Origin of the sequence: Apibacter raozihei (genome assembly GCF_004014855.1) — a bacterium.
GTDB lineage: Bacteria > Bacteroidota > Bacteroidia > Flavobacteriales > Weeksellaceae > Apibacter > Apibacter raozihei.
This window is the reverse complement of sequence record NZ_CP034930.1, coordinates 1,789,228-1,816,161: the sequence shown is the minus strand read 5'-3', so window position 1 is coordinate 1,816,161 and position 26,934 is coordinate 1,789,228. Positions and strand designations below refer to the sequence as shown.

Genomic DNA, 26,934 nt, shown 5'->3' with positions numbered 1-26,934 from the left:
AAGTAATATTTAGAACCAATCTAAATTAATTTTATATTTGCAAAAAAAAACTATGATAAACAACCTTGATAAAAAATTTATTTTAAGTTCTTTTTTATTTCTATTTAGCATTTGCGTTTATTCTCAAAATAAAGAAGACAGCTTAAAAAGTAAGGTAAAAGACCTTGACCATCTGGTAATTACCGGACAATATTCTCTTCAAAGTGTGGACAAATCTATCTATCAGGTAGAAGTAATTTCCCAACAAGACATAAGAAACAGAGCTGCAAGCACGGTAGCGGATATTTTAAGTTATAATTTAAACTTCACTGAAACTACAAGCAGTAAGTCGGGTGATTCACAAGCATCTTTATTCGGACTTGATAATCAATATTATAAAGTACTTATTGATAATGTTCCTCTGGTTAGTGATAACGGACTGGGAAGAAGCGTGGACTTATCCAAGATAAATCTGGATAACGTTGAGCAAATTGAGATTGTTAGAGGAAGCATGGGTGTTGATTATGGTTCTAATACACTTACGGGTCTTATTAACATTATAACAAAAAAACGCAGCTCTTCAAAATGGAAAATTTCCGGATATGTACAGGAAGAAACTGTGGGTAAAGAATATGACTGGAAAGAACAAGGCAGACATATTCAATCACTAAATGTTTCTCACAATATATCGGATAAATGGTCAGTAACTCTTGGTGCAAATCGTAATGATTTTAAAGGTTATTTAGGAGATTTAAATGGAAAAAGAGCCATAACAGACCGAGGATACGAATGGCTTCCCAAAGAACAATTAAATCTAAATGGGCTCGTTAACTATCGCTCTAAAAAATTTAATGCATTTTATAAATTCCAATATTTAAACGAGATGGTAAACTTATACAGAAGCAATATCTTGTATGCACCACTATCTGAAAACGGTCTTTATACATATTCATCACAGGATAGAGATTATAAAACGGATCGTTGGCTCAATCATTTATTTTTAAATGCAACATTATTCAATCAAATTGATTATAAAGGAGATTTTTCTTACCAGAAGCAAGAGAGAAATTACAGAGACTATACTTATGATATCGGTAACCGTAAAGTATTTGGTTCAAAAGCACCTTACTCAAAATATGCATCAACAGATGTTTGGTATAACAGAGGTACTTTCAGCAGATTAATAAATAGTGATATAGCCAATCTGCAAATTGGTTACGAATTCAGTTTTGTTGAAGGATACAGATCTTCCGGCTCAAATGCTATCGGAGGTTCTGATACTGGTTATGGATTTGATGATAATTTGAAAAAACATATGGATAATTATGATGTTTTCATAACCAGTGAACTGTTTGGTCAATCTGCATTTTCTATAAAGCCAGGTTTCAGAGCTAGTTTTAATACACAATTTGAAAACTTATATTCTTATTCCCTTGCAATGAAATATGAACTTTCAAAAAATTCAATTATACGTGCAGAGGTAGCTTCAAGCAACAGGACTCCAAATTATGACGAGCTTTATACTTATTTTGTAGATAGTAACCACAATGTACAGGGTAATAAAGATTTATCTCCTGAAAAGGGATATTCTACTTCTATACACTGGAATCAAAAGCTTACTACTAAAGGTGATTTTAAAGGAGAATTAGATTTAAGCACATTATATACAAGCCTTACGGATAAAATTGAATTGCTTGCTATTAATCTTCTTCCTTTAGAATATAAATATATTAACGTAGATAAATATAAAAACTGGGGGTTTATGTTTGGAAGCAGATTTGCCTATAAAAATGTTAATTTAAACCTTGGTGCTTCTTACATAGGAATAAGCCGCTCTATGGCTGATAAGGTTAATGGAATTGAAAAAGCAGTGCCAAATAATGATTTTAGATACACATTTCAGCTTAATTCTAATCTGAATTACAGAATAAAAAAATGGGGTACTACTTTATCTTTATATTATAAATATCATGGAAAAGAAACCGGTTATGTACTTAATAATATTAGCGATACTTACAGTCTGGGAAGACAAAGTGACTTTAGCCTGCTGGATGCTTCAATACGTAAATCTTTATTCAAGGATGCTATTGAATTAACTATAGGAGCCAGAAATATTTTTGATGTAAAAAAGGTTAAAAATACTTTAAGCAATACCGGAGCTCATCAGGAGAGTGCTTCCAGCATCAATTTATTTTATGGCAGATCGTATTTTGCTAAACTTGGATTTAATATAAACATTTAAAATTATGAAAAACACACTTATTATATTCATTCTATCCTTCGCTTTATTTTCAAGCTGTTCGGAAGATAACAGCCCTATAGATGTACCTCAACCTTCAGGTGCAATCTTAGACCTTAATGTAGGAGGACCTTCCGAACCTAATCAGGTCTGGGTTGCCCTGGATGTAAAAAACATGAAAGTCACCCCGAGAAATGCCTGGGATTTTGGATTTTACTGCGGAAACGAGTTCAGAGTTATTATTAATACTTCTTTGCAAATGGCTGCCGGAAAATTAGATGTAACCGATATAGATTCAGTTTCAGAAACAGATGTTGCCTCGCTAAAACCAATTATAGCCATCGGAACTTCCCAAACTGATAACATTAATTACGTAGACGATGTTAAGGGCAATTATCTTCAAAGAACTGCTATTGATGCTGTAAGCCAAAATAATGATGAAAACAAAGTATATCTTATAAACATGGGATATGATTTGTATTATGGTTCAAGTACTTCTTTAAATATTAAAGGAGAGCACAGAGGATGGAAAAAGATCCGAATATTGAGGAATGGTACGAATGGGTACAAAATTCAATATGCAAATCTTTCTGATACTACTCATGAAGAATTTGTAATTAACAAAAAAGCAGATTATGATTTTAATTTTTTAAGCCTTGAAAAAGGAATTGCAGATGTACAACCTCCAAAAACGGATTGGGATTTATGTTATACTGTCTTTGTTAATGAAATTCCTGGACACGGCACTTATTCATACTCAGATTTTATTACAACAAATATGATGAATAATGTTTCGGTATATATGGCAAGCGTTTCGGAAGTAGGAAGCTATGATGCTTTTGAAAGAAAAAATGTTGATTATACTAAATTTATTACTGATGATCAAAGAGTAATCGGCGCTAGCTGGAGAACTACATTTGGTGGAGCTACTGCTTACACTGACAGATTTTACATATTAAAAGATCATGTTGGAACCCTTTATAAAATCAGATTTATCAAGTTAACCGACAGCAATAATAACCGGGGATATCCTCAATTTGAGTTTGATGTTCTTAATTAACCTGCAAATGTTATGCTAAACTTAACAAGCTCAGTTTATATAAATAAACTGGGCTTGTTTATTGAATTATTGTATATTATTTGTGTAAGACTGCATCGTATTTTTAAGCAACATAGCTCTAGTCATAGGTCCTACTCCACCAGGAACAGGGGTAATCCAGGAAGCTTTTGCTGCAACTTCGGAAAAATCAACATCACCTGCTAAATAGAAACCTCTTTCTTTCGTAGAGTCATCTACTCTTGTGATACCTACATCTACAATAACAGCACCGTCTTTGATCATTTCTGCTTTTAAGAAATGAGGAACCCCTAATGCAGTGATCACAATATCCGCTTTTTTTGTATATTCTACTAAATCTTTAGTTTTTGAGTGAGTAAGAGTAACGGTTGAATCTCCCGGATTGCCTTTTCTGCTCATTAAAATACTCATAGGTTTTCCTACAATACGGCTTCTTCCAATAACAACTACATCTTTACCTTCTGTAGATATGTTATATCTTTCCAACATTACCATGATTCCATATGGGGTTGCGGGAAGAAAACCATCCATCTCTAAAGCCATTTTACCGAAATTCTCCGGATGGAATCCATCTACATCTTTATCAGGATTTATTGCCATAATTATTTTTTCCTGATCTATATGTTTGGGAAGAGGTAGTTGTACAATGAATCCGTCTAATGAATCATCAATATTTAATTTACTTATTTCATTAAGCAATTCTTCTTCAGAAATTGTTTCGGGGAGTCTTACCAAAGATGAACGAAATCCTACTGCCTGACAATCTTTAATCTTATTATCAACATAGGTTACGCTGGCCCCGTTTTCGCCCACCAAAATAGCGGATAAATGGGGAGCTCTATTGCCTTTTTCCACAAATTTAGAGACTTCCTCTTTAATTTCCTGTTTAATCTGTTTGGATAATTTTATTCCATCTAAAATATTAGCCATTGTTTATGTTGGTTTAGTTTAGCAAAGATACTTAAAGTTACCAGAGCAAAAAATGCAATATCTGAAAATTATATTTTAACTTTATATAAATTAGAGACTATGAATTTAAACAAACCATCTTTACAAAAAGAACAAGATTTTAGCAATGAGTTGAAAACCATAGATTTTGAAGATCTTCATTTTTGGATTTTAGATGTTGAAAAAAGTTACAATATTGAATTTGAAGATGGGGATTTATCAATAGAAATGACTTTTGGTGAATATATAGATGCAATAATCAATAAAATAAAATTAGAAAATTCAGATGAATGCACTACCCAACATTTATTTTATAAGGTAAGAAATTCTCTTTCAAAACAATTTAATATTGAACATAAAACTATTGTAACAAATTCGTGTTTGGATGAAATAATTCCTTCGAAAAAAAGAATCTCAATTCTTAAGGATATAGAAAGTTCGACAGGAATTAAATTTATTACACATTTACAATCTCCTGTTGACAACTATTTAATTTTTACCGCATTAATTTCTTTTCTTATTGCTGTTCCCTGGTGGTTTGCTTGCGATTTTATGAAACTGGGAAATTTATACTATAGTTTTCCATGTATTACTTTTGTTATTTGCGTAATAGGAATGGAAAATTTTTATAAGATAAAGAGTAATTTCAATGAGAAAACCATTAGAGATATCATTGAATATTCCGTTTCTCGAGACTATTTAAAAAACAGAAAAAATCCTGAAACATACAATCGTAAGGAATCTGAAAAATTACTTGTAAGCTGGTTCTGTGAGAATATGGCAATTAATAAACAGAATGTTTTTCGACATTCAAAATTTATTTAAAAAAATCTATTATTTTAATCTGGCTATAACTCTTTTTCCTCCATCAGGTATTACATCACCTACTTTAACTAAAATTTCTGTACCTAATGGAAGAAAAACATCCATTCTTGAACCGAATTTTATAAAACCAAATTCTTTTCCTGCATTTGCTGAATCATCTATTTCAGAATACATCACAATTCTTCGTGCCAAAGCCCCTGCTATTTGTCTGAATAAAACTTTTTGACCGCCCGGGTTTTCAACCACTACAGTAGTTCTTTCATTTAATTCAGATGATTTTTCATGCCATGCTACCAAAAATTTACCCGGATGATATTTTTTAAATATAACTTTACCAGTTACAGGATATCGACAAACATGTACATTCAAAGGAGACATGAAAACCGAGACCTGTATGCACTGAGCCTTTAAGAATTCTTTTTCATAAACTTCTTTAACAATGACTACTTTACCATCAACCGGTGCAATAATTTCATCAGTTTGGGCATCGTATTCTCTTATTGGATTCCTAAAGAACCAAATGACAAGACCTAAAATTACCGCTAAAGGAATTATTATTAATAACGCCCAGCAATGAATAAAATAGTAAGAAAATCCGCTTATTAATAAAAATAATAAAACACTTACAGTAATTATAGTTTTTCCTTCTCTGTGAAATCTCATAAAATGGTAATTATTAAATAATAAGCAAATATGGCGGGAATACAAAATATAAAGCTATCTAACCGATCTAAAACACCTCCATGCCCAGGCATAAGGTTTCCGGAATCTTTAACTCCAAACATTCGTTTTAACTTTGATTCTGCTAAATCTCCTATTGGGGCAAATATAGCAATTAATAAACTAATTATTATCCAATTTCCTCTTAAATCAGGATATATTGAATTTATAATAAATCCGGAGATACAGGTAAAAACAATTCCTCCCAATAAACCTTCAATTGATTTATTAGGTGATATTTTCGGTGCCAGCTTGGTTTTACCAAACTTACTTCCTACTAAATATGCAAATGTATCGCTGATCCAAATAAGAAGAAAAACATAAAATATTTCGGGAGTTAACGGACTGGTACTATTGGGAATAACTAAACTAAAACTAAAAGGGAGACCTATATAAATGGCTGAAAAAATGAGTTTAGCACTATCTGTAGAAAGTTCATTTGAAAATCGAAAAAGCGTGGTAACTGACATAAGAAACAGCAATAACATTAAAACATGCTTTAGATAAAGGTTACCAAAACTAAAACTATTCCAAAAAAAATCTTTTGAAAACATATAATAAATGATGCCTGCCAGGCCAAAAGACAGTATCTGATACAAAATGGAAGAAAATTTAAGCATTCTTGTAGTTTCCCATAAACATCCTAACAAGAAAAAACTCATCAATCCATATAAAAAATAGTAGGATGGAATTTTAATATCTAAAAATAAATAAAGTAAATCTGACAAATAATTAGTAGTGCAAAGAAAAATTATTAACACATACACTAAACCGGATAAAGACCGTACAATTAAAGTTTTCACAAAATTTTATTTATAATTTTTCTTCAACTAATAGTAAAAATATTTTTTTCGCCGTAGAAGAACTACTAAACCCCTGTACCTGATTTCCATGAATTGAGGTTATATTTGAAGGTATATTTTCTTTTTTATTAAATCTGATTTTAGCAAGTCCTGCGCTCGACGAACTAATGATTTGATTGGGGTGAGCCCAAACAATAATTTTCTGAGGCATATCGGATTTTTTCAGATACTGGGTTTGATCTGACGAAACCATAATTGAGCCATCAAGTGCAACTAAAAATTCACAGTTTATAAAGGCTATATCTTGTTTCCCGGAACATTGTGAAGTATAATTACAGTCTAATACGTTTACCAAAGAAATTAATTGTTTATCTACGCACAATATTTCACTGATATCTTCATTAATTAAAACTTCCTGCAGATGCTGAAGGGCTTCTTGTTTTGTTTCACAGTAAAAAAACATTCCTCCTCCTTCTTTAAACCTTTTAGTAAAAACAACATCTTCTTCTTCATTAAAATCTAGTTCCTCAGGATATTCTTTTTTTTTCTTTCCAAATATTTTATCAAGAAATCCCATTCTTTAATTTTAAGTTAAAAACTAAAATATTTTATATTCAAATATATAAAAAAAACAGCACAATTACATACAGAATCTCAATCAGTATCAATTGTGCTGTTTAATTATCTTTATTCAGTTTTTTCCTCTTTTTCTTCTTCCTCAACTATTTGTTCGGAAAACGTTTCTTCACCAAACAATCTTTTACCAAAAACTTCTTCCAGGTCTTCTTTAAATATAACTTCTTTTTCAAGGAGCTTATTGGCTAAGCTGGTAAGTTTATCTTTATTTTCTGTTAATATCTGAATCGCTCTTTTATATTGAATTTCAATAATTTTTGATATTTCTTTATCTATAGTTTCTGCTGTTACTTCTGAATAAGGTTTGGTAAACCCATATTCATTACCTGAACTATCATAATAAGATATATTCCCTATCTGATCACTTAATCCATAAATAGTAACCATAGCATTTGCTTGCTTAGTCACTCTTTCTAAATCAGATAAGGCTCCGGTAGAAATATTACCAAAAATAACTTCTTCAGCTGCTCTTCCACCTAAAGTAGCACATATCTCATCCTGCATTTGCTCTGTAGTTGTCAGTTGTCTCTCTTCCGGAAGATACCAGGCAGCTCCTAATGATCTTCCTCTCGGAACTATAGTAACTTTCAAAAGCGGAGCTGCATGCTCAACCATCCAGCTAATTGTAGCATGTCCGGCTTCATGAAAAGCTACTCTTTTCTTTTCATGAGGTTTTATCACCTTATTTTTCTTCTCAAGACCTCCAATAATTCGGTCTACAGCATCAAGGAAATCTTGTTTACCTACATTATCCTTATCTTTTCTGGCTGCAATAAGTGCTGCCTCGTTACATACGTTTGCTATATCAGCACCACTAAAACCTGGTGTTTGCTTAGCTAAAAACTCTATATCTAAATCTTCTTCAAGTTTTAATGGTTTTAAATGAACCTGAAAAATTTCTTTTCTTTCATTTAAATCAGGCAAATCTACATAGATTGAACGATCAAAACGTCCCGGGCGCATCAGTGCCTTATCTAATATATCTGCACGGTTAGTAGCTGCTAAAACGATAACACTTACATCGGTCGAAAAACCATCCATTTCAGTCAATAACTGATTTAAAGTATTTTCTCGTTCATCATTTGAACCTGTAAAATTGTTTTTACCTCGAGCTCTACCAATGGCATCAATTTCATCAATAAAAATAATTGATGGTGATTTTTCTTTAGCCTGACGGAACAAATCTCGTACTCTGGAGGCTCCTACTCCCACAAACATTTCAACGAAATCTGAACCTGAAAGTGAAAAGAATGGAACTTTAGCTTCTCCTGCCACTGCTTTGGCTAAAAGGGTTTTACCTGTTCCCGGAGGACCTACCAGTAAAGCACCTTTCGGAATTTTACCTCCTAATTTGGTGTATTTTTTTGGATTTTTAAGAAAGTCTACAATTTCTTCAACTTCCTCTTTTGCTCCTTCAAGACCTGCCACATCTTTAAATGTAACTCTCATATTGTCATTTTCATCAAAAAGCTTTGCTTTGGAACGGCCAATGCTAAAAATTTGTCCGCCACCACCTGCACCTCCTCCTGCCATTCTTCTGAAAAGAAAAAACCAGATTAGTGCAAAGAATAATATGGGAAGTAAAAGCTGTATAAATATTCCTCCCCAAGGACTTGGATTCTGAAATTCCAAGTTAGTCTTTAAGTTGAAATTGACTTTATCTTCATTGAATCTTTTTTCAAATAGTTGTTTATCCCCTGCTATGAATGAATATTGCGGACTGTCAGACATTTGACTAAACATACCAATTCCCTGATTATTATTTTTATATACTTCAGGATTTTTCATAGCCTCAGGAGTAAGGTAAACTTTGACCTCTGAGGACTCATTTACAAATACAACTTTATTTACATATCCTTTTTCAAGATATGTAAAAAATTTTGCTGAATCTATTTTGGCGTCGTTACTTGAAAATAAAAATTCATTTGAAAGTAACAAAACAGCAAAAATGATTAATATACCGTAAAACCAGTTAAATGAAAATGGTTTATTTTCCTTTTTCTTTTTATTATTATTGTTGTTTGTTTCCAAGATTTAATAAATTGATTTTTATTGGATTAATTTTTTATTAGTTAGTCTGCATTGGGAATCCTGGTCACTTCTACATCCCCCCATAAGTTTTCCAAATCATAATAATCTCTAAACTCAGGCTGAAAAATATGAACCACAATTGATACATAATCCATAAGCACCCACTGCTGATTATCTAATCCTTCAACATGCCATGGTTTTTCCCTTAATTGTGTTCGGACAAATCTTTCTACAGAATTAGCAATAGCAGAAACCTGAGTATTTGTTCCTCCTGTACAGACAACAAAATAATCTGTAATTGTATTCTCTAATTTCGTAAAATCTAAAACAGTTATGTCATATCCTTTAACCTCTTCTATACCTTTTATTATATTTTCTAATAAAACTTTTTTGTCAATCTGTGTCTCTGCCATCTATATTTTTTACTATATATAATTTTTATGTTAAGTTATGCAAAAATAATCATTTTACATATTAGTTTAATTTTATTTCAATAATTTTAACACCTGTTAAAAAGATTTCAAAACTTATGCCACTACAGTATTTTGACGAAATTAACTCAACAAATGAATATATACGCAATAATATATACAAATTTAAGGAGAATTTTTCTGGTATATTTACCTTTAATCAGCTTAGGGGAAAGGGACAACGAGATTCTGAATGGATATGTGAACCAGAAAAAAACATAGCTCTGACATTTTGTCTTTCAGATCCTTTTATCTCAATAATTAACCTTAGTTTCTGGGTTGGATTAATTAGCTGTGATTTTTTAGAAAAAGAATCTGGATTATCTGCCAGTATAAAATGGCCCAATGACATTATTATCAGGAAGAAAAAAATATCGGGCATACTTATAGAAAAAACTCAGGATACTTTTATTATAGGTATAGGCATCAACATTATGCAATCTACTTTTGATTCGCTTAGCAGTGCAACTTCACTTAATTTACTGACAAATAAGAATTACAACCTTGTCAATTTGACTGAAAAATTATATTTACATTTTCAAGAACACTACTCTCTTTTATTTGAAAATAAATGTCTTTTAGAAAAATATAATTTAAAATTATTTGGCAGAAATAAAGTGATGACTTTTTCCATAAACCAGAAACAGCATAATGGTATTATCGAAAAAGTCACCAAAGATGGTCTATTATGTGTAAATATTGAAAATATGGGAACAAAATTATTCAGAAATAAAGAAATAAAATTTTTGTATTAATACGAAATTAATAAATGTTAGATTATTGTGAATAAGTAAAATATCAGAAAATATATATTTATTTTTTTTTTTCTAACTTTACATAGTTTTAATTAAAATTACAATACCTTTTTTTCGTGGAAGATTTTTTTGACAATGAATTAGTTAACAGGTTTGAAGACATGCTTGATAAAAATGAATCGGTTTATTTTGAATCTGATGAGTTTTGTGAAATTATATCTTTCTATCTGGATATTTATGATTATGAATATGCTCTAAAAGCACTGGATATAGCATTTGCGTTATACCCAGCTAATATAGATTTAAAAATTAAACAGCTGGAATATTATGTAGGTATTGAAGATTTACATAATTCCTTTACGCTTATCGAGGAGCTAAGAGATCTTTGCTATACAGATACTGATTACCTCATCGCTACAGCTCGTTACTGGTCATTAAGAAAACTTCCGTATAAAGCTATCGATTTTTATAATCTTGCTTTGGAAAATGAAGAAGATGAAGATTATATTTTTAACTGTTTAGGAAATGAATATCTGGAAATCAATGAACCCGGACTAGCTTTATCTTCCTATAAAAAAGCTCTGGAATATAACAGCAAAGATGAGTATTCTTTATTCTCTTGTATCCATTGTTTCGAGGTTCTTCATCAAAACAGAGAATGTATTGCTTTTCTTAAACAATATATAGATATTAATCCATATTCAGAAGAAGCCTGGTTTCAGTTAGGATTGCAGTATCTTAATCTGAACCGTTATGAAAAAGCTCTCTATGCTTTTGACTATGTTATCATAATCAATCAAAAAAGCATTGCCGGTTATACTCAAAAAGCATTTTGTTTTGAAAAACTAAATCAGTGGAATAAAGCAATTGAAACTTATGAGGATTCATTAGACTTTGACGATACTGCTGCCTTTACTCATTTTAAAATAGGACAGGCATTTAACAAAATGCGAAAAAGTATTCAGGCTTTAAATTCGTTTCAGAAAGCGGTTAAAGAAGACCCTCAGTTTGATAAGGCTTGGTTTGAAATATCGAATATTCATGATTCTTTGGGCAACAATGAGGATGCTCTTTTTTATATAAAAAAAGCATTGGATATAGAATCCAAAGATGTTAATTACTGGAAAAAGTACGCCTATCTTAATATTCAGTCCGGAAGATACAAAGAAGCTTCAGATTCATTCGAAATCATTGTTGAGCTTGAACCCAATCATTTTCATAACTGGCTGGCTTATTCAGAATTATTAATTAGTTTAGGAGAATATTCCAAAGCTGCAGAAATATTGCATAAAAGCTTTAAAAACTTTAACCGAGCTGAACTTTATTACCAATTAGGGAACTGTTATTTCCTTATGAAAAATCTGGATAAAGGTGAACATTTTTTAAAAATGGCATTAAAATTGAACCCGACAATTAAAGAAGAAATGCAGGAAAAATATTCGATTTTCCTTAAAGATAGCAGAAAGTCAAAAAACCCTGATAAAAACTTAAATATCTAACGCAAATACTTAGTCGAATTAATAGAAAAAATGAACATAGTTGCCCATCAATTGCTTTCGTATAACATACCGGATATACAAGTCGGTAATATTTTGGGTGAAATTGTTCGTGGTAAAGATTATCAGAATTATCCTCCCACTATATCCGCCGGAATTCTACTTCATAGAAATATTGATTCTTTTACTGATTTTCACCCTATAGTTAAAGAAACTACCAGTATTTTTCATGAGTCTTACGGTAAGTTCGCACCTATTATTACTGACGTTGTCTATGACTATTTTTTAATTAAAAACTGGCATTTATTCTGTGATATTGAGTTTGAAAAGTTTAAAAAATCCTGCTATGATTTAGTACAGTCTAAAGAACTTCTTTTTCCTACCCGTCTTAATGACATTTTAAAATTACTTATTCAAGACGACTGGTTTGAAAAATACAGAACTTTTGAAGGTATTGAATGGACTCTTTATAATCTGAGTAAAAAATCAAAATTTCATTCTAATATGAGTAATTCTCTTAAAGAAATATACTTACAGGAAAAAAATATAGAAAGACAATTTATGCGATTTTATCCGCAACTTCAGACATTTTGCAGGGAATTTATTCTTAAACAGGTACCCGAATATAAAAAATTAATTAAAAGAAACAGTCCGAAACGTTTATGAGTTTTTCAATAATTTTTTTTGACGGAGTTTGTAATTTATGCAATTCAACTATTCAGTTTCTTATAAAACAGGATGTCAATAAGCAATTTAAATTTGCATCACTTCAATCTGAAACCGGACAAAAGTTTTTACAAGAGAGAGAGCTTTCAGATAAACAATTTAATTCCATAATATTTTACGAACCTAACCAAGCCTATTATACTAAAAGCACAGCCGCTTTAAAGATAGCCCAAAAACTTGGCTTTCCTTTCAATCTTGCTCAAGTATTATACATCTTACCTTCATTTATCAGAGATTGGGGATATAGTCTTATAGCCAATAACAGATATCGTTGGTTTGGAAAGAAAGAAAGTTGTATGATTCCTACTCCGGAATCAAAAGACAGATTTTTGCCATAGTAATGTACTTTTTTAATACTTTTTTCGTATTAATCGGTTGTTTATATCTCTCTATATTTTAAATACTATACATATTCTCACTATAGCTTTTCACTTTTTTATTTCTAAATATTTAAGAACGTTTCATTTTTTTTAGCAGCACAGCTAACAAGAAATAAACTCTTTCTCCAAAATAATTTATTTAAAATATTCTATATAAATAATTATCAATAAAATTTAAAATAATATTTTTTATAAAGAAAACTATTTATACAAACCGAAAAACAATTAACTAAAACAATATATGCTTAAAATCAGTTTTATCTTATCTAAAAAGATTAAGTTATAGAAATAAGAATTACGGAGGTTAAATTTGAAATTTTTAAAAATTAATAATCCTATATATACTATGTGCATTTTTTCTAAAGAACTAAGAAATATTATAAGTTTTTATTAGATTTGTTTTAAAATATCTAAATGAAAAATCTTTTAAAAGCAGAAGAACTTGCTCAGTTCGGTTTAGGTATCTATTTGTTTTCATTGACCGGATATTCCGGTTGGATATTTTCCTTAGTACTTTTACTTCCTGATTTATCTATGATTGGCTATCTAAAAAATGCTAAAACCGGAGCTGTACTTTATAATATTTTTCATCATAAAGGTATTGCTATATTAATTTATCTGGGAGGAGTTTATAGTAATATTTCCGAGATGGAACTTGTAGGAATAGTACTATATTCACATTCCTGTATGGATCGTTTTTTCGGTTACGGATTAAAATATTTTAAAGGCTTTTCGTATACAAATTTAGGCAGAATAGGAAAGATAAAAAATCATTAGATTTTTTCAATTTCATAAACAGAGATTTTAGTAGTAAACAGACCATAATTTAGAAAAGCAGTTTCACCCTCAATCTTGTCAATGGTTGCAGCACTCGAGCTTCCTTTAATTTTAACCCTTTTACCTTCCTTCATCCATTGGCTGGCCCTGTCTACTGTAGTACGAATTTCTTCAGCCTTAGTTTCTTCCAGCTGTTCTTTAATTTCTTCTTTTTTCAGCTCAGACTTTACCTTATTCCGTTGTTTTTTAGTCTGAATTTTTTCAACCTCCGTTACCTGTGTTTTTTTGTATTTTTCCTGCTCCAGAAATTTAGTAAAATCTTTAATAATATCCTTTTTACTTTTTCCTTTGGAATATCCTTCTATATACTTTTCAAATCGTTGTCCCAGCTGATTATACCGTGTTTCCTCGTCATATAATTTCTGAAAATTCACTAACTTTTGTTTATAGCTGTTTATAGTATTGGAAAGTTCCTTTGTTTTTTCTTCGGAATGGTCAATCTGTTTATTTAAATCTCCTTTCAGCTTTTCTACCTGATATTTTTCCTGTTGCAGACGCACAATAGTTTTATCCAGATTTACTTTATCTTTTTCAATTTTTTCACGAGCGTTCTGAATTATTTCTTTAGGAATTTTATTTTTTTCAGCCACTTCAAAAGTAAAAGAACTTCCTACCTGTCCTATCTCCAATTTGTAAATAGGCTGAAGGCTTTTCTCATTAAATAACATGGAAGCATTGCGGGTATGTGTCAGTTCTTCGATCCTTAATTTAATATTGGTGTAATGTGTAGTTATAATACCGTAGGATTGTGTTTCATAAAAATATTCAAGGAAAGATTCAGCCAAAGCTCCACCCAATTCGGGATCAGAACCTGTTCCAAATTCATCAATCAATAATAAGGTTTGATGATCAGACTGCTTAATTATCTGTTGCATCTTTCTTAATCGGGAACTATACGTACTTAACTGATTCTCTATAGATTGATTATCCCCTATATCAGTAAGAATTTTATTAAAAAAACCTATCCTGGATTTAGGATGTACAGGGACTAATATTCCGCTTTGAATCATAAGTTGCACCAAACCCACAGTCTTTAATGTAATACTTTTTCCTCCGGCATTAGGGCCTGAAATACATATAATACGGGTGTTTTCATCCAAAGCAAGAGTCTGAGGAATCGTAGACTTTTTCTCTCTCTTATTCGTCAAGTATAAAATAGGATGATAGGCATCAATAATATAAATTTCCTGCTTAGTAGTAATTTCCGGTAATATAGCATTCAGTTCATCTGCATATCTGGCTTTTGCGTGAATAACATCAAGCTCATAAATATATGCCTGATACTTTTCCAATAAAGGGTAGAATTCAAGAATTTTTTGAGTAAGATCAAATAGTATTTTTTCAATTTCTTTTTTTTCCTGACTAAGCAATTCTAATAATCTTACATTTGGCTGAATTACAGATTCCGGCAAGATAAAACAGATGGATCCGGTTTTAGAAAAACCTAACACTCTACCTTTAACTGATTTTTTTAAAGAGGATTTTACAGCCAATACCCGTTGATCGTCTACAACACTTTCCCTTATTTCATCTAATACACCGGTTTGAGAAAAATGAGTAACGGTTTTATCAAAATTTTCCTGAATAGCCTTTCTAACCAGCTGCATTTGCTCTCTTAGGTTTTGAAGAGTGAGGGTTGCATCATTTTTCACTTCCCCAAAACGATTAAATACCTTATTCACCAAAAGTATAATCTCTTTGGTAAATTCAACATGAGAAAGTTGTTTGTGTAAGGTAGGAAAATAATCTTTAAATTTTTCGAAGTGAACAATCAGTGAATTTATCAATTGAGATAAATTTCTGATTTTATGAAAAGAACGTGCCTCAAGTGTAAAATTTTCAATTAAAAGCATTTTAAGCTCTGTTTCAATATCATCATATTCCCTGAATGGAATTCTGTTTTCATTACTAAAACTTCCCAAATACTCATTAACGCAATAAAGATTTTCTTTTATACTATCTTTTTTGAGCGGACGAAGATTTCTAATTACCTCTTTAGCTTTTTCCGAATGACAAAAAGGTACTATTTCTTCTAGTATTTTCTGGTATTCTAATTCTTTTAATGTGTCACCTGATATCTGCATGTCTCCCTATCTCCGTGTTATACTGTTTTTTCAAATGCAAAAATAACTAATTTCTGCTTATAAATATTATAATGTCATTCCTATATCAATCCCCTTGATTTTGCGGTATAAATCGGTAGCGTAATTATCAGTCATTCCAGAAACAAAGTCCAACACTCCCAGGACTCTTTCATATTCGGATTTTTCTTCATATAAATACTGACGGGGAATCAGTTTTATAGCTTTTTTTTCAAATTCCTTACGGCTTTCTTTCTCTTTAATAACCGGAGGAATAAAATGATTTAATAATTCATACATAACATTATAACCGGCATTTTCAATTTGTACAACAGAACGGTGATTATAAATATGCTCAACGGAAAAATCTTCTATAATTTTAATTGCCTGACATTCATTCTTGATTTGATCAAAAATGGATACTTCTAATGTTCCTGCTATAATTTTCTCAAAATTATGTTTATAGAGTTCAATAGATCTGCCAATAAGTGTTCCAATACAAACCGCCCGTAAAAAAGAAATACGGTCATTTTTATCTTCAATACCCAATAATTTCCTGCTCACTCTTTCCCATTTTTCAGCTCCCTGCATTTCGGTAATGATTTGCTGGAGCAACTCTTCACAGGTTTGTGAATTTATGAAACCAAGCCTTTGAGCGTCTTCTAAATCTATAATATTATAACAAATATCATCTGCCGTTTCTACCAGCCATACAAAAGGGTGTCTGCGGTAGATAATTGGATTTTCCTGCTCTTTCAGCATGGAGGTTTCTCTGGCTATATCTAAAAAAGTATTTTTTTCCGTCTGAAAAAATCCGAATTTTTTTCGGTGCAGTATTTTTTTATTTTTAGCGGTTGATTCGCACGGATATTTGGCTATGGATGCAAGTGTTGAATAAGTCAGCATAATTCCTCCTTCTGATTTTCCGTTTTGTTGCTGAGTCAGGACACGTATAGCATTCGCATTTCCTTCAAAATTAATAAAGTCCTGCCATTCATGATCAGAAAAATGAGTTTTCAGTTCATCCTCATTTCTGTAAAAATAGCTGGCTATTGCATCTTCACCGGAATGTCCGAATGCCGGATTACCGATATCATGGCATAAGCAGCCGGTAGAGATAACATTATATAAACTGTGTTTAAAAAGCTCCTGAGTTTCTTTAGACATATCTGACGCATAGGCTTCAGACAAATAGGTTCCTATTTCACTTCCTAAAGAACGACCCACAGAGGCTACTTCCAGTGAATGCGTTAATCGGTTATGTACGAAAACACTCCCGGGTAAAGGAAAAACCTGAGTTTTATTTTGTAATCTGCGAAAAGAGGTTGAAAATATAACCCGGTCAAAATCTCTTTGATATTCACTTCGCGGATCAGATTTTTTATTTGTTGATTTATATTGAGTTCCGGTACGTTTATCCGAAAATAATTTATTCAAATCCATTATATCCTAGTATGGCTCAAAGGTAAGAATTTATAAAATATTTATATTATAGCTTAATATAATTATTAATCACTCATTTTTTTAATAAAAAAAGCTAATGAATTAAAGATAAATTACCTTTAATAATATTCAATATATAGTTGACTTTATCAACTATATATACATATATTTACCAAGTGAAAAATAATAGTAGCATAGATAAAATTAGAAGTTTCAATAGATTTTATACCGGATTCATAGGACATCTAAATAATAATCTAATTTATAGTAATTATACATTACAAGAGGTCCGTGTATTGTTTGAAATAAATTGTACCACTTATATTACTGCAAAACAAATCAGAGAAATGTTGCGTATGGACAAAGGATACTTAAGCCGAATACTCTTAAAGTTTGACAAATTAGGAATTTTAAAAAAAGAAATTGATATTACAGATGGCAGAACCTACAAGTTATCATTAACTCAAAAAGGAAAATTAGAATTTTCTAAATTAAATCAAGCAAGTGAACTCCAAATTATGTCATTCTTATCTAATTTAGATGAGCAGGATATTTGCATGCTCACCAAAAATATGGAAAATATTCAAAATATACTTTTAAAAATAAAGTAATGAAAGAATCAAACAATATCTTAATAAGAACTGATATAAAACGGTTATATCATGTATAGGCATGGTATATTGTACAATAAAGAATATAATTATGGCTTATCATTTGAGACTTATGTTGGATCATGACTTTATGAATTTTCTCAAAATTATGATCCGGCATTGGATCGAATTTGGTTCTGCGAGTCTGATAATAATATTATAGGTTCCATATTACTAATGCACAGATCTAATAAAACATCGCAACTTCGTTATTTTTATCTTGAACCTGAGTGGAGAGGAATAGGCTTAGGTAATAAACTGATGAATTTGCTGATTGACTTTGCTCATAAATGTGGTTATAATTCAATTTACCTTTGGACAACCCATGAATTGAATTCAGCTCATAAATTATATAAAAAATTTGGTTTTAAATTAACTGAAGAAAAATTTTCAAATGATTTTGGTAAATCTCTTATTGAACAACGACATGATTTAATCCTAGAAAATGAAATAAAAAATAATTAATTAGCTCAAAACAATTTAATAATATCAGTATTAATCCGTTTTCTTTCTACTAGCATTTTAATTATAAAAAAACTACATTTAATAATTTGATCGAAATATTCATAAAGATGGCTAAACATGAAATTAAAATATGTCCGAAATGTAACAAACCTTTTGAATGTAAAGTCGGTTCACCAGAGCTTTGTCAATGTTCTCGCATACAACTCAATCATGATGAAAGAGATTACATACAAAAATTATATGAAGATTGTTTGTGCATTTCCTGTTTGCATGACTTAAAAGCACACTATCATTACAATGTATTTAAGGAGAAACTAAAAAAAATTAGCAGCCTGTTTAGTTAACAACAAAAGTTATAAAAACTCGATTTGTCAACGTCCACATGATACTCTTAACTTAATCCCTCAATTTGACCGTTTATTAAATCAATTTTTAATGCTTGAGGAGTTTTCGGAAGACCCGGCATTCTCATAATATCTCCTGCTATAGCCACAATAAATTCAGCTCCGCGATTAATTACTATATCATTGATTTGAAAATTAAATCCTTTACTAACACCGAAGGCTTGCGGATCTGAAGAAAAAGAATATTGAGTCTTTGCAATACATACGGGAAAAGTCTGCATATCTGATTCCTGAATTTTTTTAATTTTTTTCATCGCCTCTTTATGAAATGAAACCGTTGAAGCTCCATAAATATTTTTTGCTACCTTGGTTATTTTTTCCTGAATGGAATCTTCATCAGGATACATAAAGTTGATAGCTCCCGAAGGATGCTTATCGATAGTTTTTACAACTAATTCGGCTAACTCTTTAGCTCCTTTTCCTCCTTCTGAATAAGAATTATTAATTGCAAAGCCAATATTTCTTTTTGTACAAAATTCTTTAATAATAGCTATTTCCTGTTCAGTATCGGTTTGATATCGGTTAAAAGCCACAATAACAGACTGTCCGAACAATTGTAAATTTTCAATATGTTTTTTTAAGTTTTCCAGTCCCTGGATCATGCCAACAATATTTTCCTCTTTTATATTTTGCAGAGGGACTCCACCGTGCATTTTCAGCCCCTGACCTGTAGCAACCAAGACTGTGAGTTTGGGACTTAGTCCGGATTTTCTGCATTTGATATCAAAAAATTTTTCTGCTCCCAAATCCGCTCCGAAACCAGCTTCCGTGATCACATAATCTCCATAGCTCATAGCCATCTGAGTAGCAATTACAGAATTGCATCCATGAGCAATATTTGCGAATGGCCCTCCATGAACAAAAGAAGCTGTATTTTCAGTAGTTTGTACTAAATTAGGATTTAATGCATCTTTTAAAAGTACCGTGATAGCTCCTGCAACTCCTAAATCTTTAACTGTAAACATCCTTCCATCTGCTCTATATCCTAACAAAATGTTTTCAATACGCCTTCTAAGGTCTTCGATATCGTTGGCTAAACATAAAATAGCCATAATTTCAGATGCAGGCGTAATATCAAACCCGGATTCCTGAGGAACTCCATTTGATGCCCCTCCTAAACCGGTAACAATATTTCTAAGAGCTCTGTCGTTAACGTCCAGAACTCTTTTCCATAACACCTCTTTTAATACTTCTCCAGTTCCTCGGTGTTGATAATTATAATTATCCAGCAAAGCAGTTATCATATTATGAGCAGAGGTGACCGCATGAAAATCTCCGGTAAAATGAAGATTGATATTTTCCATGGGAAGTACTTGCGCATATCCTCCTCCTGCAGCTCCTCCTTTCATTCCGAAGCATGGTCCCAAAGAAGGTTCTCTTAATGCTACCACAGCCTTTTCCCCTATTTGGGAAAGACCTAATGCTAATCCTATTGATACTGTTGTTTTTCCAATGCCTGCCTTCGTTGGAGTAATGGAGGTTACCAATATTAATTTTGACTGTTTTATTTTTTTATCTGACTTAAGTTCCCAAGGAACTTTTGCCATATATTTACCATACGAAATCAGTTGCTCTACCGGTAAATTTATGGATTCTGCAATTTCAGTTACCGGTTTTAAAATTGTATCCCGTGCTATTTCAATATCTGAGGGAATCTTGTTCTTATTATCTTTTGTATTCATTATTTTTTCAAATGATGCTATTCAAATATACTGATTTTATCTGTTTTGGTTTTTCTGAGATTTATCATCTTATTTAATGCCCACAGCTTAACGAGCGGATTAAAATCGGGCATTTAATTTCAGATTAAAAAATCTCCCCGTTAATTTATTGGGTACGGCATAATAGAGAGTTCTTTCAGTATTTAAATCCCGAATCCATTGATTGCTGATAGTGTTGCGTACATCAAAAACATTAAAGATTTCCACCCCTAAAGACAGTTCATCCCACTTATTCCATTTGCTTCCTTTACTGGGTTTATTCAGCTTTTGATCTACAAACACATAAGTAAGACCAACGTCTGCACGTTTATAAGCAGATAATGTGCTTTGATAACTGTATGGATCTGTAAATAAAGGGGCACCATTGGGCAGTCCCGAAGCATAAACCAGATTGACGCTGGCTTTTAACTGAGGGTATTTTTTCATATAATCCTGAAAATACAGCCCTACCTTAAATCTAGGATCAGTAGGTCTAGGAATATATCCCCGTCCATCTATATTTTCCTCTGTTTTTCCATATGAAACGGAAAGCCATGATTCTGCTCCAGGAACAAATTCTCCGTTTAATCGAGCATCAATACCGTAGGCATATCCTTTAGAGTTATTTTCTCCTGTATAGATAATCCTTACATTATCTACAAAGTATGGAATAAGATCATCCAGCTTTTTATAATATAGTTCCGTGGTCAATTTGAAAGGGCGGTTATTAAACATTTTAAATTCAAAGTCATTCCCTAAAACAAAATGAAGGGAACGTTGTGATTTTATATTTTTATTTAAAGAACCATCCAGTCTGAGAGCTTCTTTATAAAAAGGAGGTTGATAATACAAACCGGTAGCAAATCGGAAAAGCATATCTAATTTCCAGTCAGGTTTTACTGCTATTTGAGCTCTTGGACTCCAATTGGTTTCCTGATTATAATCCCAATGAGTGGCTCTTATACCTGCATTAACTAGTACACGTGTAGTATTCCACATAAATTTGGTAGTATATTGTAAATAACCATTAAACCTGTTTGACTTTAACTCGTTGTTTGCTCCTATTCTATAATTAAGAACCAAATCAGATTCATTAAGGTTTCCCGGATCAGGAATCTGCTTTGGAATAGAGTAGCCTAGAGAGTCTATCAGCTGCCATTCGTTTTTTAAGTTTCTGATATCTTCTGCCTGATATTGCAAGCCTGCTTCAAAGGTTGAATTTATATTAAGTTTATATTTTGCCTTTAACTGTGTACCGGCAACGAGCATATCTAAATTATTTCTTCCATGATCCAACTGCCCTCCGGAACCAAATGTACTAATAGCACCTCCGGTTTCCTGATCAACTGTATGCAATATGTAAGCAGAGGCTATATCAAAAGCTTCTTCTTCTTTTGAATGAAATGCATATCCGTCCAGACTTAATGTCCATGCATCAGAAGGCCTGAACTGGAACGCTAGAGTCCCATTCATAGTCCGATATTTATCCTTTTCTTTTCCTTTATAGGCTACGTTTAACTTGATGGGCTGATTGAGTGTTCCGAATTCAACCTCCCGTGATTTAGGTATCATCTCGTAATCATTAGATGAATAATTTCCTAAAAAAGAGATATTCCATTGCTTCGATACTTTATATTGCAAAAAAGTCTGAATATCAAAATACTGAGGGTTAAAATTAGTATCTCCGCTCAAAGTATTCAGTATTAAGTTTGTATTTCGATAACGTGCACCTACCAATCCGTTAAATTTTTGCTCTTTTATATCTTTTTTATCTGCAAATCCAAACGTTAAACTTCCTCCCAAAAGGCTTGCTTCCAAAGAAGTTTCCATCTTTTTGGGCCGTCTGTAATTAATATCTAGTACACTTGACATTTTATCGCCATATCTGGCTTCAAAACCTCCAGCAGAAAAATTTATGGTGGATACCATATCCGGATTGATAATGCTCATCCCTTCCTGTTGTCCGTTTCTTATGGTTAATGGCCTGTAAATTTCCACACCGTTTATGTATACGAGGTTCTCATCATAATTTCCTCCCCTTACTCTATATAAAGAGCTCAGTTCGCTGGCTGTACTTACGGCAAAAGTGTTTAAGATGCCTTCCACACCAGATCCCAGATTGGGCATATTTTGAATATTTTTTCTATCAATTTGTACCGAGGTCAAATCTCCTGATTTTCGTGTACCTGTAAAGGTTATTTCTGGAAGTTCTTTTTCTGAAAAGGTTTTCAGGATGATATCTTTACGCAAATTCTCAGGAGATGCAGGCACTTTAATAATATCCGGAGAAAAGTCTGAGTGCTTGACAATTAAATTAACCTGCGTATTTTTGGGCACAGAAATAGAATAATTCCCTAACTCATCCGACAAGGTATATTTATTTGACGTTACAGATATCTTCGCCTTGTTGATGGCCTTTCCTTCCGAATCTTTTACGATTCCGGAAATAGTTATACTTTGCGCTCCAAGTATTGTTGAAAGCATTACAAGAATAAAAACCTGAATGAATTTATAATTTTTCAAAATGGGTTGTATAAGTTTGTTCATTATTAGCATTATCTGTCACACGTACTTTTACCTTATGAGTTCCCGGTTGAATACCTTCTTTGGAAAGATCGGGTATAAATAGAGAATTTTGTTTATATTCATATTCTGCCAAAATCCACTGATCATCTATAAAAACATCGTAAGTATTGATTCCCGACTGGCTATCTTTTATAAAAAAGGCCAGCCGTTTTCCTATTTTGTCAGATTTTGCCAAGGAAGGACAAGATATCTGCGGGGCAGTATTATCCAAAATTAGTGTAAATATTCCTAAGTCTTTAGGATTGGCATAGTAAATACCATTTTTATAGGTGGTATCAAGATATTCAGATTTGCCAGAGCCAAAATTAGGTTGTCTAAATATTACGTAATGTTCTGCTTGATTTTGATCTAAAACTGTCCAGTCCGGAACTATGCTCATTTCGTATTTTTTGTGCACAGGAACTGAGTTATTATGTAATTGATATTTGTTACCCGCAAGTTTTTTAAAGTCAAATATAAAATTTTCATAAAACGAATGAGTTTCAAATGTTGCGGTCACACCATCCTTTTTTATTGAAAAAGATTTTGTAAAGTCAACCCGGTTATTTTTCGAGCTTTCATTGTCTACATCCGGTAAACCGTCATATTTAAGTCCTTTTACTGTAAATTTACGTGTACTTATATTTCCTGCATAATCTCCCACTTCAATTTTAATAGTATAGTCAATTCCGGGTTTTAATTCTAAAATTCCTCTGTTTGTACTTTGTTCATACATTTGAAGAGAATTTCCCGGAAGAAGATAGGTCCGGTATATCCAGCTATTTTTTGAAACTTGTTCCGGATAGTCTATAGTAGCATTTATTGCCCTTGTTTCATCAAAGGAATGTTTATCTGCTTTAAATGTTGACAGCAATACCTCATTTGCATAGGTTTTTATAGAATAAATTCCGTTTAGGTTCGCTGAACCGCTCTGCTGATCATAAGCTTTTACTCCAAACCCTACGGCTCCGCTTGCCGAATAAGTGCCTCCTTCGGTAACCGCTCGTTTACTATAATTCCCGTCAACTTCTCCTGTGATAGGATATATCCATACTCCGTTAATTTTAGGTTTAACAGTATCAGGAATGTTAAAACCAAATAAAAAAGGGTTAAGCACCTCTTCTGTTTTAGTATCTCTTACTTCAAAATGAAGGTGAGGGCCTCCGGAACCTCCCGTATTGCCGCTTAAAGCTATAAGTTCCCCCTGGGCAACAGATAATTCTCCCGGTTTTAAATATAAATCTATGGAGTAACTTTTTTGTTTGTATTGTTCTTCTCTGGCTTTTTCTTCAATTTTATCTGCTAATGAGCTCAAATGCCCGTATACCGTAGTATAGCCATTAGGATGATCAATATAAACTGCTTTTCCGTAACCATAGGCAGAAATTTTGATTCTAGATATATATCCTTTTTGTGGAGCAACTACTTTTAAACCTGTTCGCTGCTGGGTTCTCATGTCAAGTCCTGCATGAAAATGATTTTTTCTCAATTCCGCATAATTAGCTGAAAGAGTGATTGGAATTTGTAAAGGGGAAATAAAATCTTTTGGATAATCCTGTGCAGGTAGCAGACACGTAAACCAAAGAGATATAATAACTATTTTTTTCATTTGCAAACTTTAAGCATTTTCTTAAGTTCTTCAAAAATAAGAAATTCATTTTACTTGATTTTAATTAAATGTTAATTAAGTTAAATTTATATCTTTGGTGGTAAGTAATTTGGCTTGCAATTTGTTTTCTATGGTTAAATTGAAACAAATTACCCAGGCTGATTAGGTATGTAATTCTGAAAAATTCATTTGTTTTTACTGATACTAATAAATAATTTAAAAAAATAATTATCCGGTTGATTAAAATATAATATATTGAACCCCAAATAAAATCTAAACGTATGCTCAGATCTTCTTCTCTCAAAACAGTATTTTTTATTGCTTTTCTTATGTTTATGTCCTCATACTCACTTGGGCAAAAGTCAACTCATACTACAGATGATAAAATTTTTAAACAAAATGAAGTTAGTACCAAGGCTGAGTTTGAAGGAGGTTACCAGCACCTGTTATTATTTCTGTCTACTAATCTTAAATATCCGACTGCTGCTGTCAATTCAAATATTCAGGGAAAAGTAATCGTTAGATTTGTAGTGGAAAATAATGGTACAATCAGCAATATTAAAATAATACAAGACATTGGTGGAGGTTGTGGCGAAGAAGTGGTAAGAGTTTTACAAAAAACACAGTCAAGATGGAATTCAGCAAAGCGTAATAAAAAGCGTGTACGGTCTTATTATCAGCTTAGTATTTTATTTAAAATCCCAACGGATCATTCTCAGCCTTATATAAAAAGTGAAAATTTAAATTAATTTTTCATGTGCTGTATCCATCAACTTAATAAAATTTATATATGAAAAAAATAATTTCCAGTCTCTTTTGTTTTATTTCATTTATTTTATTTTCTCAAAGCCCTAAAAACTATGCGGAACAAGTAATCAAAAAGCTTACATCCGCAGAATTGTCCGGTAGAGGATATGTGGATGATGGAATGAAGAAAGCCTCAGAAGAAATAGCTTCTCAATTTGGTAAAATAGGATTGTCTCAACTAAACAGCAGTTATTTCCAGCCTTTTTCCTATCCGGTTAACATTATTGAAAAAAGTGAAGTTAGTATTAATAATAAAAAACTGACGTTAGGAACTGATTATTTACTAGGTGCAGGATCTCCTTCTATAAAAGGAACTTTTACACCTTTGCAATTCAATGCTTCTGTAATTGACAGCATTTTTGATTGGAATGACCGTTCGTATTTTGATAAAGAGATGGAAAGACTTAATCATCATCCGGTAGTTTTTCCTGATGTTCGATTTCCGGAAAATCTGATTATACGGGATGGTACAGCCAATCAGTTTTACCATGAAATTCCACAATTAATTAGCAAAGGCGTCTTGGAAGGAATTTCAATTCCCTTGGTAATTGAGCAGACTTCTTCTAAATTTATACACACATTGAGTCCTGTACAAACTCAAACGGTAGATATATTTTTAAGCAGTCAGTCGATACCTGAGCCTGTTACGAAAGTTGATATTGATTTACAATCCAGATTCGAACCTGCTTTTGAAGCCAATAATGTGGTTGGATACCTAAAGGGAAAACGTTCCGATAGCCTTATTGTTCTTACAGCCCATTACGATCATTTAGGAAAAATCAATGATGTTATCTTTCCGGGAGCCAACGATAATGCCAGCGGAGTTGCTTTGTTACTTTCTATGGCAAAAGCTTATGTGAAGGAAAAACCTAAATTCGACCTGGTATTTATAGCGTTTGCTGGAGAAGAGGCGGGTCTGAAGGGTTCCCAGTTTTTTGTCGATCATCCACTTTTTGACTTAAAAAAAATTAAGTTTTTACTCAATTTTGATATGGTGGGTACAGGAGAAGAGGGAATACAGGTAGTGAACGGAAAAGAATTTCCTAAATCTTTCTCTAAATTAGAAGCCATCAGTTATAATTTTAACTATCTTAAACAGGTAAAAGTACGTGGAAGTGCCTGCAATAGTGATCATTGCCCTTTTTACCAAAAAGGGGTTCCATCTTTTTTCGTTTATACTTTAGGGGGGAAAAGCGGATATCATGATATTTATGACACGGAAGTTTCTCTTTTTGCATTTGACAAGCTGGTTGCCTTGTTTACCCGCTTTATTAACGAATTATAATT

Annotated in this window: 24 protein-coding genes; 13 read left to right on the top strand and 11 right to left on the bottom strand. The window is 32.1% G+C overall.

Going from position 1 to position 26,934, the window contains the following annotated elements; translation table 11 throughout:
- The first annotated feature begins 52 nt into the window (after positions 1 to 52).
- Positions 53 to 2,221 (top strand): TonB-dependent receptor plug domain-containing protein, encoded by a 2,169-nt coding sequence (locus EOV51_RS08150; protein WP_128151684.1) that lies wholly within the window; start codon positions 53 to 55, stop codon positions 2,219 to 2,221.
- A gap of 4 nt (positions 2,222 to 2,225) precedes the next feature.
- Positions 2,226 to 3,278, top strand: a complete 1,053-nt coding sequence (locus tag EOV51_RS08145) for an HmuY family protein (RefSeq protein ID WP_128151682.1) — start codon at positions 2,226 to 2,228, stop codon at positions 3,276 to 3,278.
- A 66-nt stretch (positions 3,279 to 3,344) separates the two neighbouring features.
- On the opposite strand, the gene folD is transcribed toward EOV51_RS08145, so the two are convergent.
- Positions 3,345 to 4,226 carry a bifunctional methylenetetrahydrofolate dehydrogenase/methenyltetrahydrofolate cyclohydrolase FolD gene (folD, locus tag EOV51_RS08140; RefSeq protein ID WP_128151680.1) on the bottom strand — a complete coding sequence of 294 codons (882 nt, stop codon included), beginning with the start codon at positions 4,224 to 4,226 and terminating at the stop codon, positions 3,345 to 3,347.
- Positions 4,227 to 4,325: 99 nt separating this feature from the next.
- Here folD and EOV51_RS08135 point away from each other — a divergent pair, with 99 nt between their 5' ends.
- A complete protein-coding gene (locus tag EOV51_RS08135) occupies positions 4,326 to 5,069 on the top strand; it encodes a hypothetical protein (protein WP_128151678.1) in 744 nt (247 codons plus the stop codon).
- Between the two features lie 9 nt (positions 5,070 to 5,078).
- Here EOV51_RS08135 and EOV51_RS08130 read toward each other — a convergent pair whose 3' ends face one another.
- From EOV51_RS08130 to rsfS, 5 genes are all read right to left on the bottom strand, one after another.
- Positions 5,079 to 5,732, bottom strand: coding sequence for a phosphatidylserine decarboxylase family protein (locus EOV51_RS08130; RefSeq protein WP_128151676.1), 654 nt, complete (start codon positions 5,730 to 5,732; stop codon positions 5,079 to 5,081).
- A complete protein-coding gene (locus EOV51_RS08125; protein ID WP_128151674.1) occupies positions 5,729 to 6,592 on the bottom strand; it encodes a phosphatidate cytidylyltransferase in 864 nt (287 codons plus the stop codon). The genes EOV51_RS08130 and EOV51_RS08125 overlap by 4 nt, the downstream gene beginning before the upstream one ends.
- 10 nt (positions 6,593 to 6,602) lie before the next feature.
- A complete protein-coding gene (locus tag EOV51_RS08120) occupies positions 6,603 to 7,169 on the bottom strand; it encodes a hypothetical protein (RefSeq protein WP_128151672.1) in 567 nt (188 codons plus the stop codon).
- A 110-nt stretch (positions 7,170 to 7,279) separates the two neighbouring features.
- Positions 7,280 to 9,259 (bottom strand): ATP-dependent zinc metalloprotease FtsH, encoded by a 1,980-nt coding sequence (ftsH, locus tag EOV51_RS08115; RefSeq protein ID WP_394343655.1) that lies wholly within the window; start codon positions 9,257 to 9,259, stop codon positions 7,280 to 7,282.
- A 41-nt stretch (positions 9,260 to 9,300) separates the two neighbouring features.
- Positions 9,301 to 9,672: a ribosome silencing factor gene (gene rsfS / locus EOV51_RS08110; RefSeq protein WP_128151670.1), complete on the bottom strand. Its 372-nt coding sequence runs from the start codon at positions 9,670 to 9,672 to the stop codon at positions 9,301 to 9,303.
- Positions 9,673 to 9,788: 116 nt separating this feature from the next.
- Here rsfS and EOV51_RS08105 point away from each other — a divergent pair, with 116 nt between their 5' ends.
- The 5 genes from EOV51_RS08105 to EOV51_RS08085 all read left to right on the top strand — a co-directional run bounded on the left by EOV51_RS08105 (position 9,789) and on the right by EOV51_RS08085 (position 13,863).
- Complete coding sequence (locus EOV51_RS08105) at positions 9,789 to 10,484, top strand: biotin--[acetyl-CoA-carboxylase] ligase (protein WP_128151668.1); 696 nt, start codon at positions 9,789 to 9,791, stop codon at positions 10,482 to 10,484.
- A gap of 116 nt (positions 10,485 to 10,600) precedes the next feature.
- Positions 10,601 to 11,983 carry a tetratricopeptide repeat protein gene (locus EOV51_RS08100; protein WP_128151666.1) on the top strand — a complete coding sequence of 461 codons (1,383 nt, stop codon included), beginning with the start codon at positions 10,601 to 10,603 and terminating at the stop codon, positions 11,981 to 11,983.
- A 30-nt stretch (positions 11,984 to 12,013) separates the two neighbouring features.
- Entirely contained in the window at positions 12,014 to 12,646 is a 633-nt protein-coding gene (locus tag EOV51_RS08095) for an acyl carrier protein phosphodiesterase (RefSeq protein ID WP_128151664.1), read from the top strand.
- A complete protein-coding gene (locus EOV51_RS08090; RefSeq protein ID WP_128151662.1) occupies positions 12,643 to 13,044 on the top strand; it encodes a thiol-disulfide oxidoreductase DCC family protein in 402 nt (133 codons plus the stop codon). The genes EOV51_RS08095 and EOV51_RS08090 overlap by 4 nt, the downstream gene beginning before the upstream one ends.
- Before the next feature lie 456 nt (positions 13,045 to 13,500).
- Positions 13,501 to 13,863 (top strand): DUF4260 domain-containing protein, encoded by a 363-nt coding sequence (locus EOV51_RS08085; protein ID WP_128151660.1) that lies wholly within the window; start codon positions 13,501 to 13,503, stop codon positions 13,861 to 13,863.
- Here the strand turns inward: EOV51_RS08085 and EOV51_RS08080 are convergent.
- Both EOV51_RS08080 and dgt read right to left on the bottom strand, forming a co-directional pair.
- Complete coding sequence (locus EOV51_RS08080; protein WP_128151658.1) at positions 13,860 to 16,007, bottom strand: endonuclease MutS2; 2,148 nt, start codon at positions 16,005 to 16,007, stop codon at positions 13,860 to 13,862. The genes EOV51_RS08085 and EOV51_RS08080 overlap by 4 nt on opposite strands.
- Before the next feature lie 66 nt (positions 16,008 to 16,073).
- Complete coding sequence (dgt, locus tag EOV51_RS08075; protein ID WP_128151656.1) at positions 16,074 to 17,447, bottom strand: dGTP triphosphohydrolase; 1,374 nt, start codon at positions 17,445 to 17,447, stop codon at positions 16,074 to 16,076.
- A gap of 176 nt (positions 17,448 to 17,623) precedes the next feature.
- Between dgt and EOV51_RS14965 the strand changes: the two genes are divergently transcribed.
- The 3 genes from EOV51_RS14965 to EOV51_RS14960 all read left to right on the top strand — a co-directional run bounded on the left by EOV51_RS14965 (position 17,624) and on the right by EOV51_RS14960 (position 18,906).
- Positions 17,624 to 18,058, top strand: coding sequence for a MarR family winged helix-turn-helix transcriptional regulator (locus tag EOV51_RS14965; protein ID WP_164875268.1), 435 nt, complete (start codon positions 17,624 to 17,626; stop codon positions 18,056 to 18,058).
- 159 nt (positions 18,059 to 18,217) lie between these two features.
- Entirely contained in the window at positions 18,218 to 18,562 is a 345-nt protein-coding gene (locus EOV51_RS08065; RefSeq protein WP_228427601.1) for a GNAT family N-acetyltransferase, read from the top strand.
- 107 nt (positions 18,563 to 18,669) lie between these two features.
- The gene (locus EOV51_RS14960; RefSeq protein ID WP_128153324.1) at positions 18,670 to 18,906 is read left to right on the top strand and encodes a cysteine-rich CWC family protein; all 237 of its coding nucleotides are present in this window, start codon (positions 18,670 to 18,672) and stop codon (positions 18,904 to 18,906) included.
- Positions 18,907 to 18,953: 47 nt separating this feature from the next.
- On the opposite strand, the gene EOV51_RS08055 is transcribed toward EOV51_RS14960, so the two are convergent.
- From EOV51_RS08055 to EOV51_RS08045, 3 genes are all read right to left on the bottom strand, one after another.
- The gene (locus EOV51_RS08055; RefSeq protein WP_228427600.1) at positions 18,954 to 20,648 is read right to left on the bottom strand and encodes a formate--tetrahydrofolate ligase; all 1,695 of its coding nucleotides are present in this window, start codon (positions 20,646 to 20,648) and stop codon (positions 18,954 to 18,956) included.
- A 99-nt stretch (positions 20,649 to 20,747) separates the two neighbouring features.
- Positions 20,748 to 23,213 (bottom strand): TonB-dependent receptor, encoded by a 2,466-nt coding sequence (locus EOV51_RS08050; protein WP_228427599.1) that lies wholly within the window; start codon positions 23,211 to 23,213, stop codon positions 20,748 to 20,750.
- Positions 23,176 to 24,840 carry a M23 family metallopeptidase gene (locus EOV51_RS08045; protein ID WP_128151651.1) on the bottom strand — a complete coding sequence of 555 codons (1,665 nt, stop codon included), beginning with the start codon at positions 24,838 to 24,840 and terminating at the stop codon, positions 23,176 to 23,178. Before EOV51_RS08045 ends, EOV51_RS08050 begins: the two co-directional genes overlap by 38 nt.
- 281 nt (positions 24,841 to 25,121) lie before the next feature.
- On the opposite strand from EOV51_RS08045, the gene EOV51_RS08040 reads away from it, so the two are divergent.
- Together EOV51_RS08040 and EOV51_RS08035 are read left to right on the top strand one after the other, a co-directional pair.
- Entirely contained in the window at positions 25,122 to 25,589 is a 468-nt protein-coding gene (locus EOV51_RS08040; RefSeq protein ID WP_128151649.1) for an energy transducer TonB, read from the top strand.
- A gap of 41 nt (positions 25,590 to 25,630) precedes the next feature.
- The gene (locus EOV51_RS08035) at positions 25,631 to 26,932 is read left to right on the top strand and encodes a M28 family metallopeptidase (RefSeq protein ID WP_128151647.1); all 1,302 of its coding nucleotides are present in this window, start codon (positions 25,631 to 25,633) and stop codon (positions 26,930 to 26,932) included.
- Positions 26,933 to 26,934 lie beyond the last annotated feature (2 nt).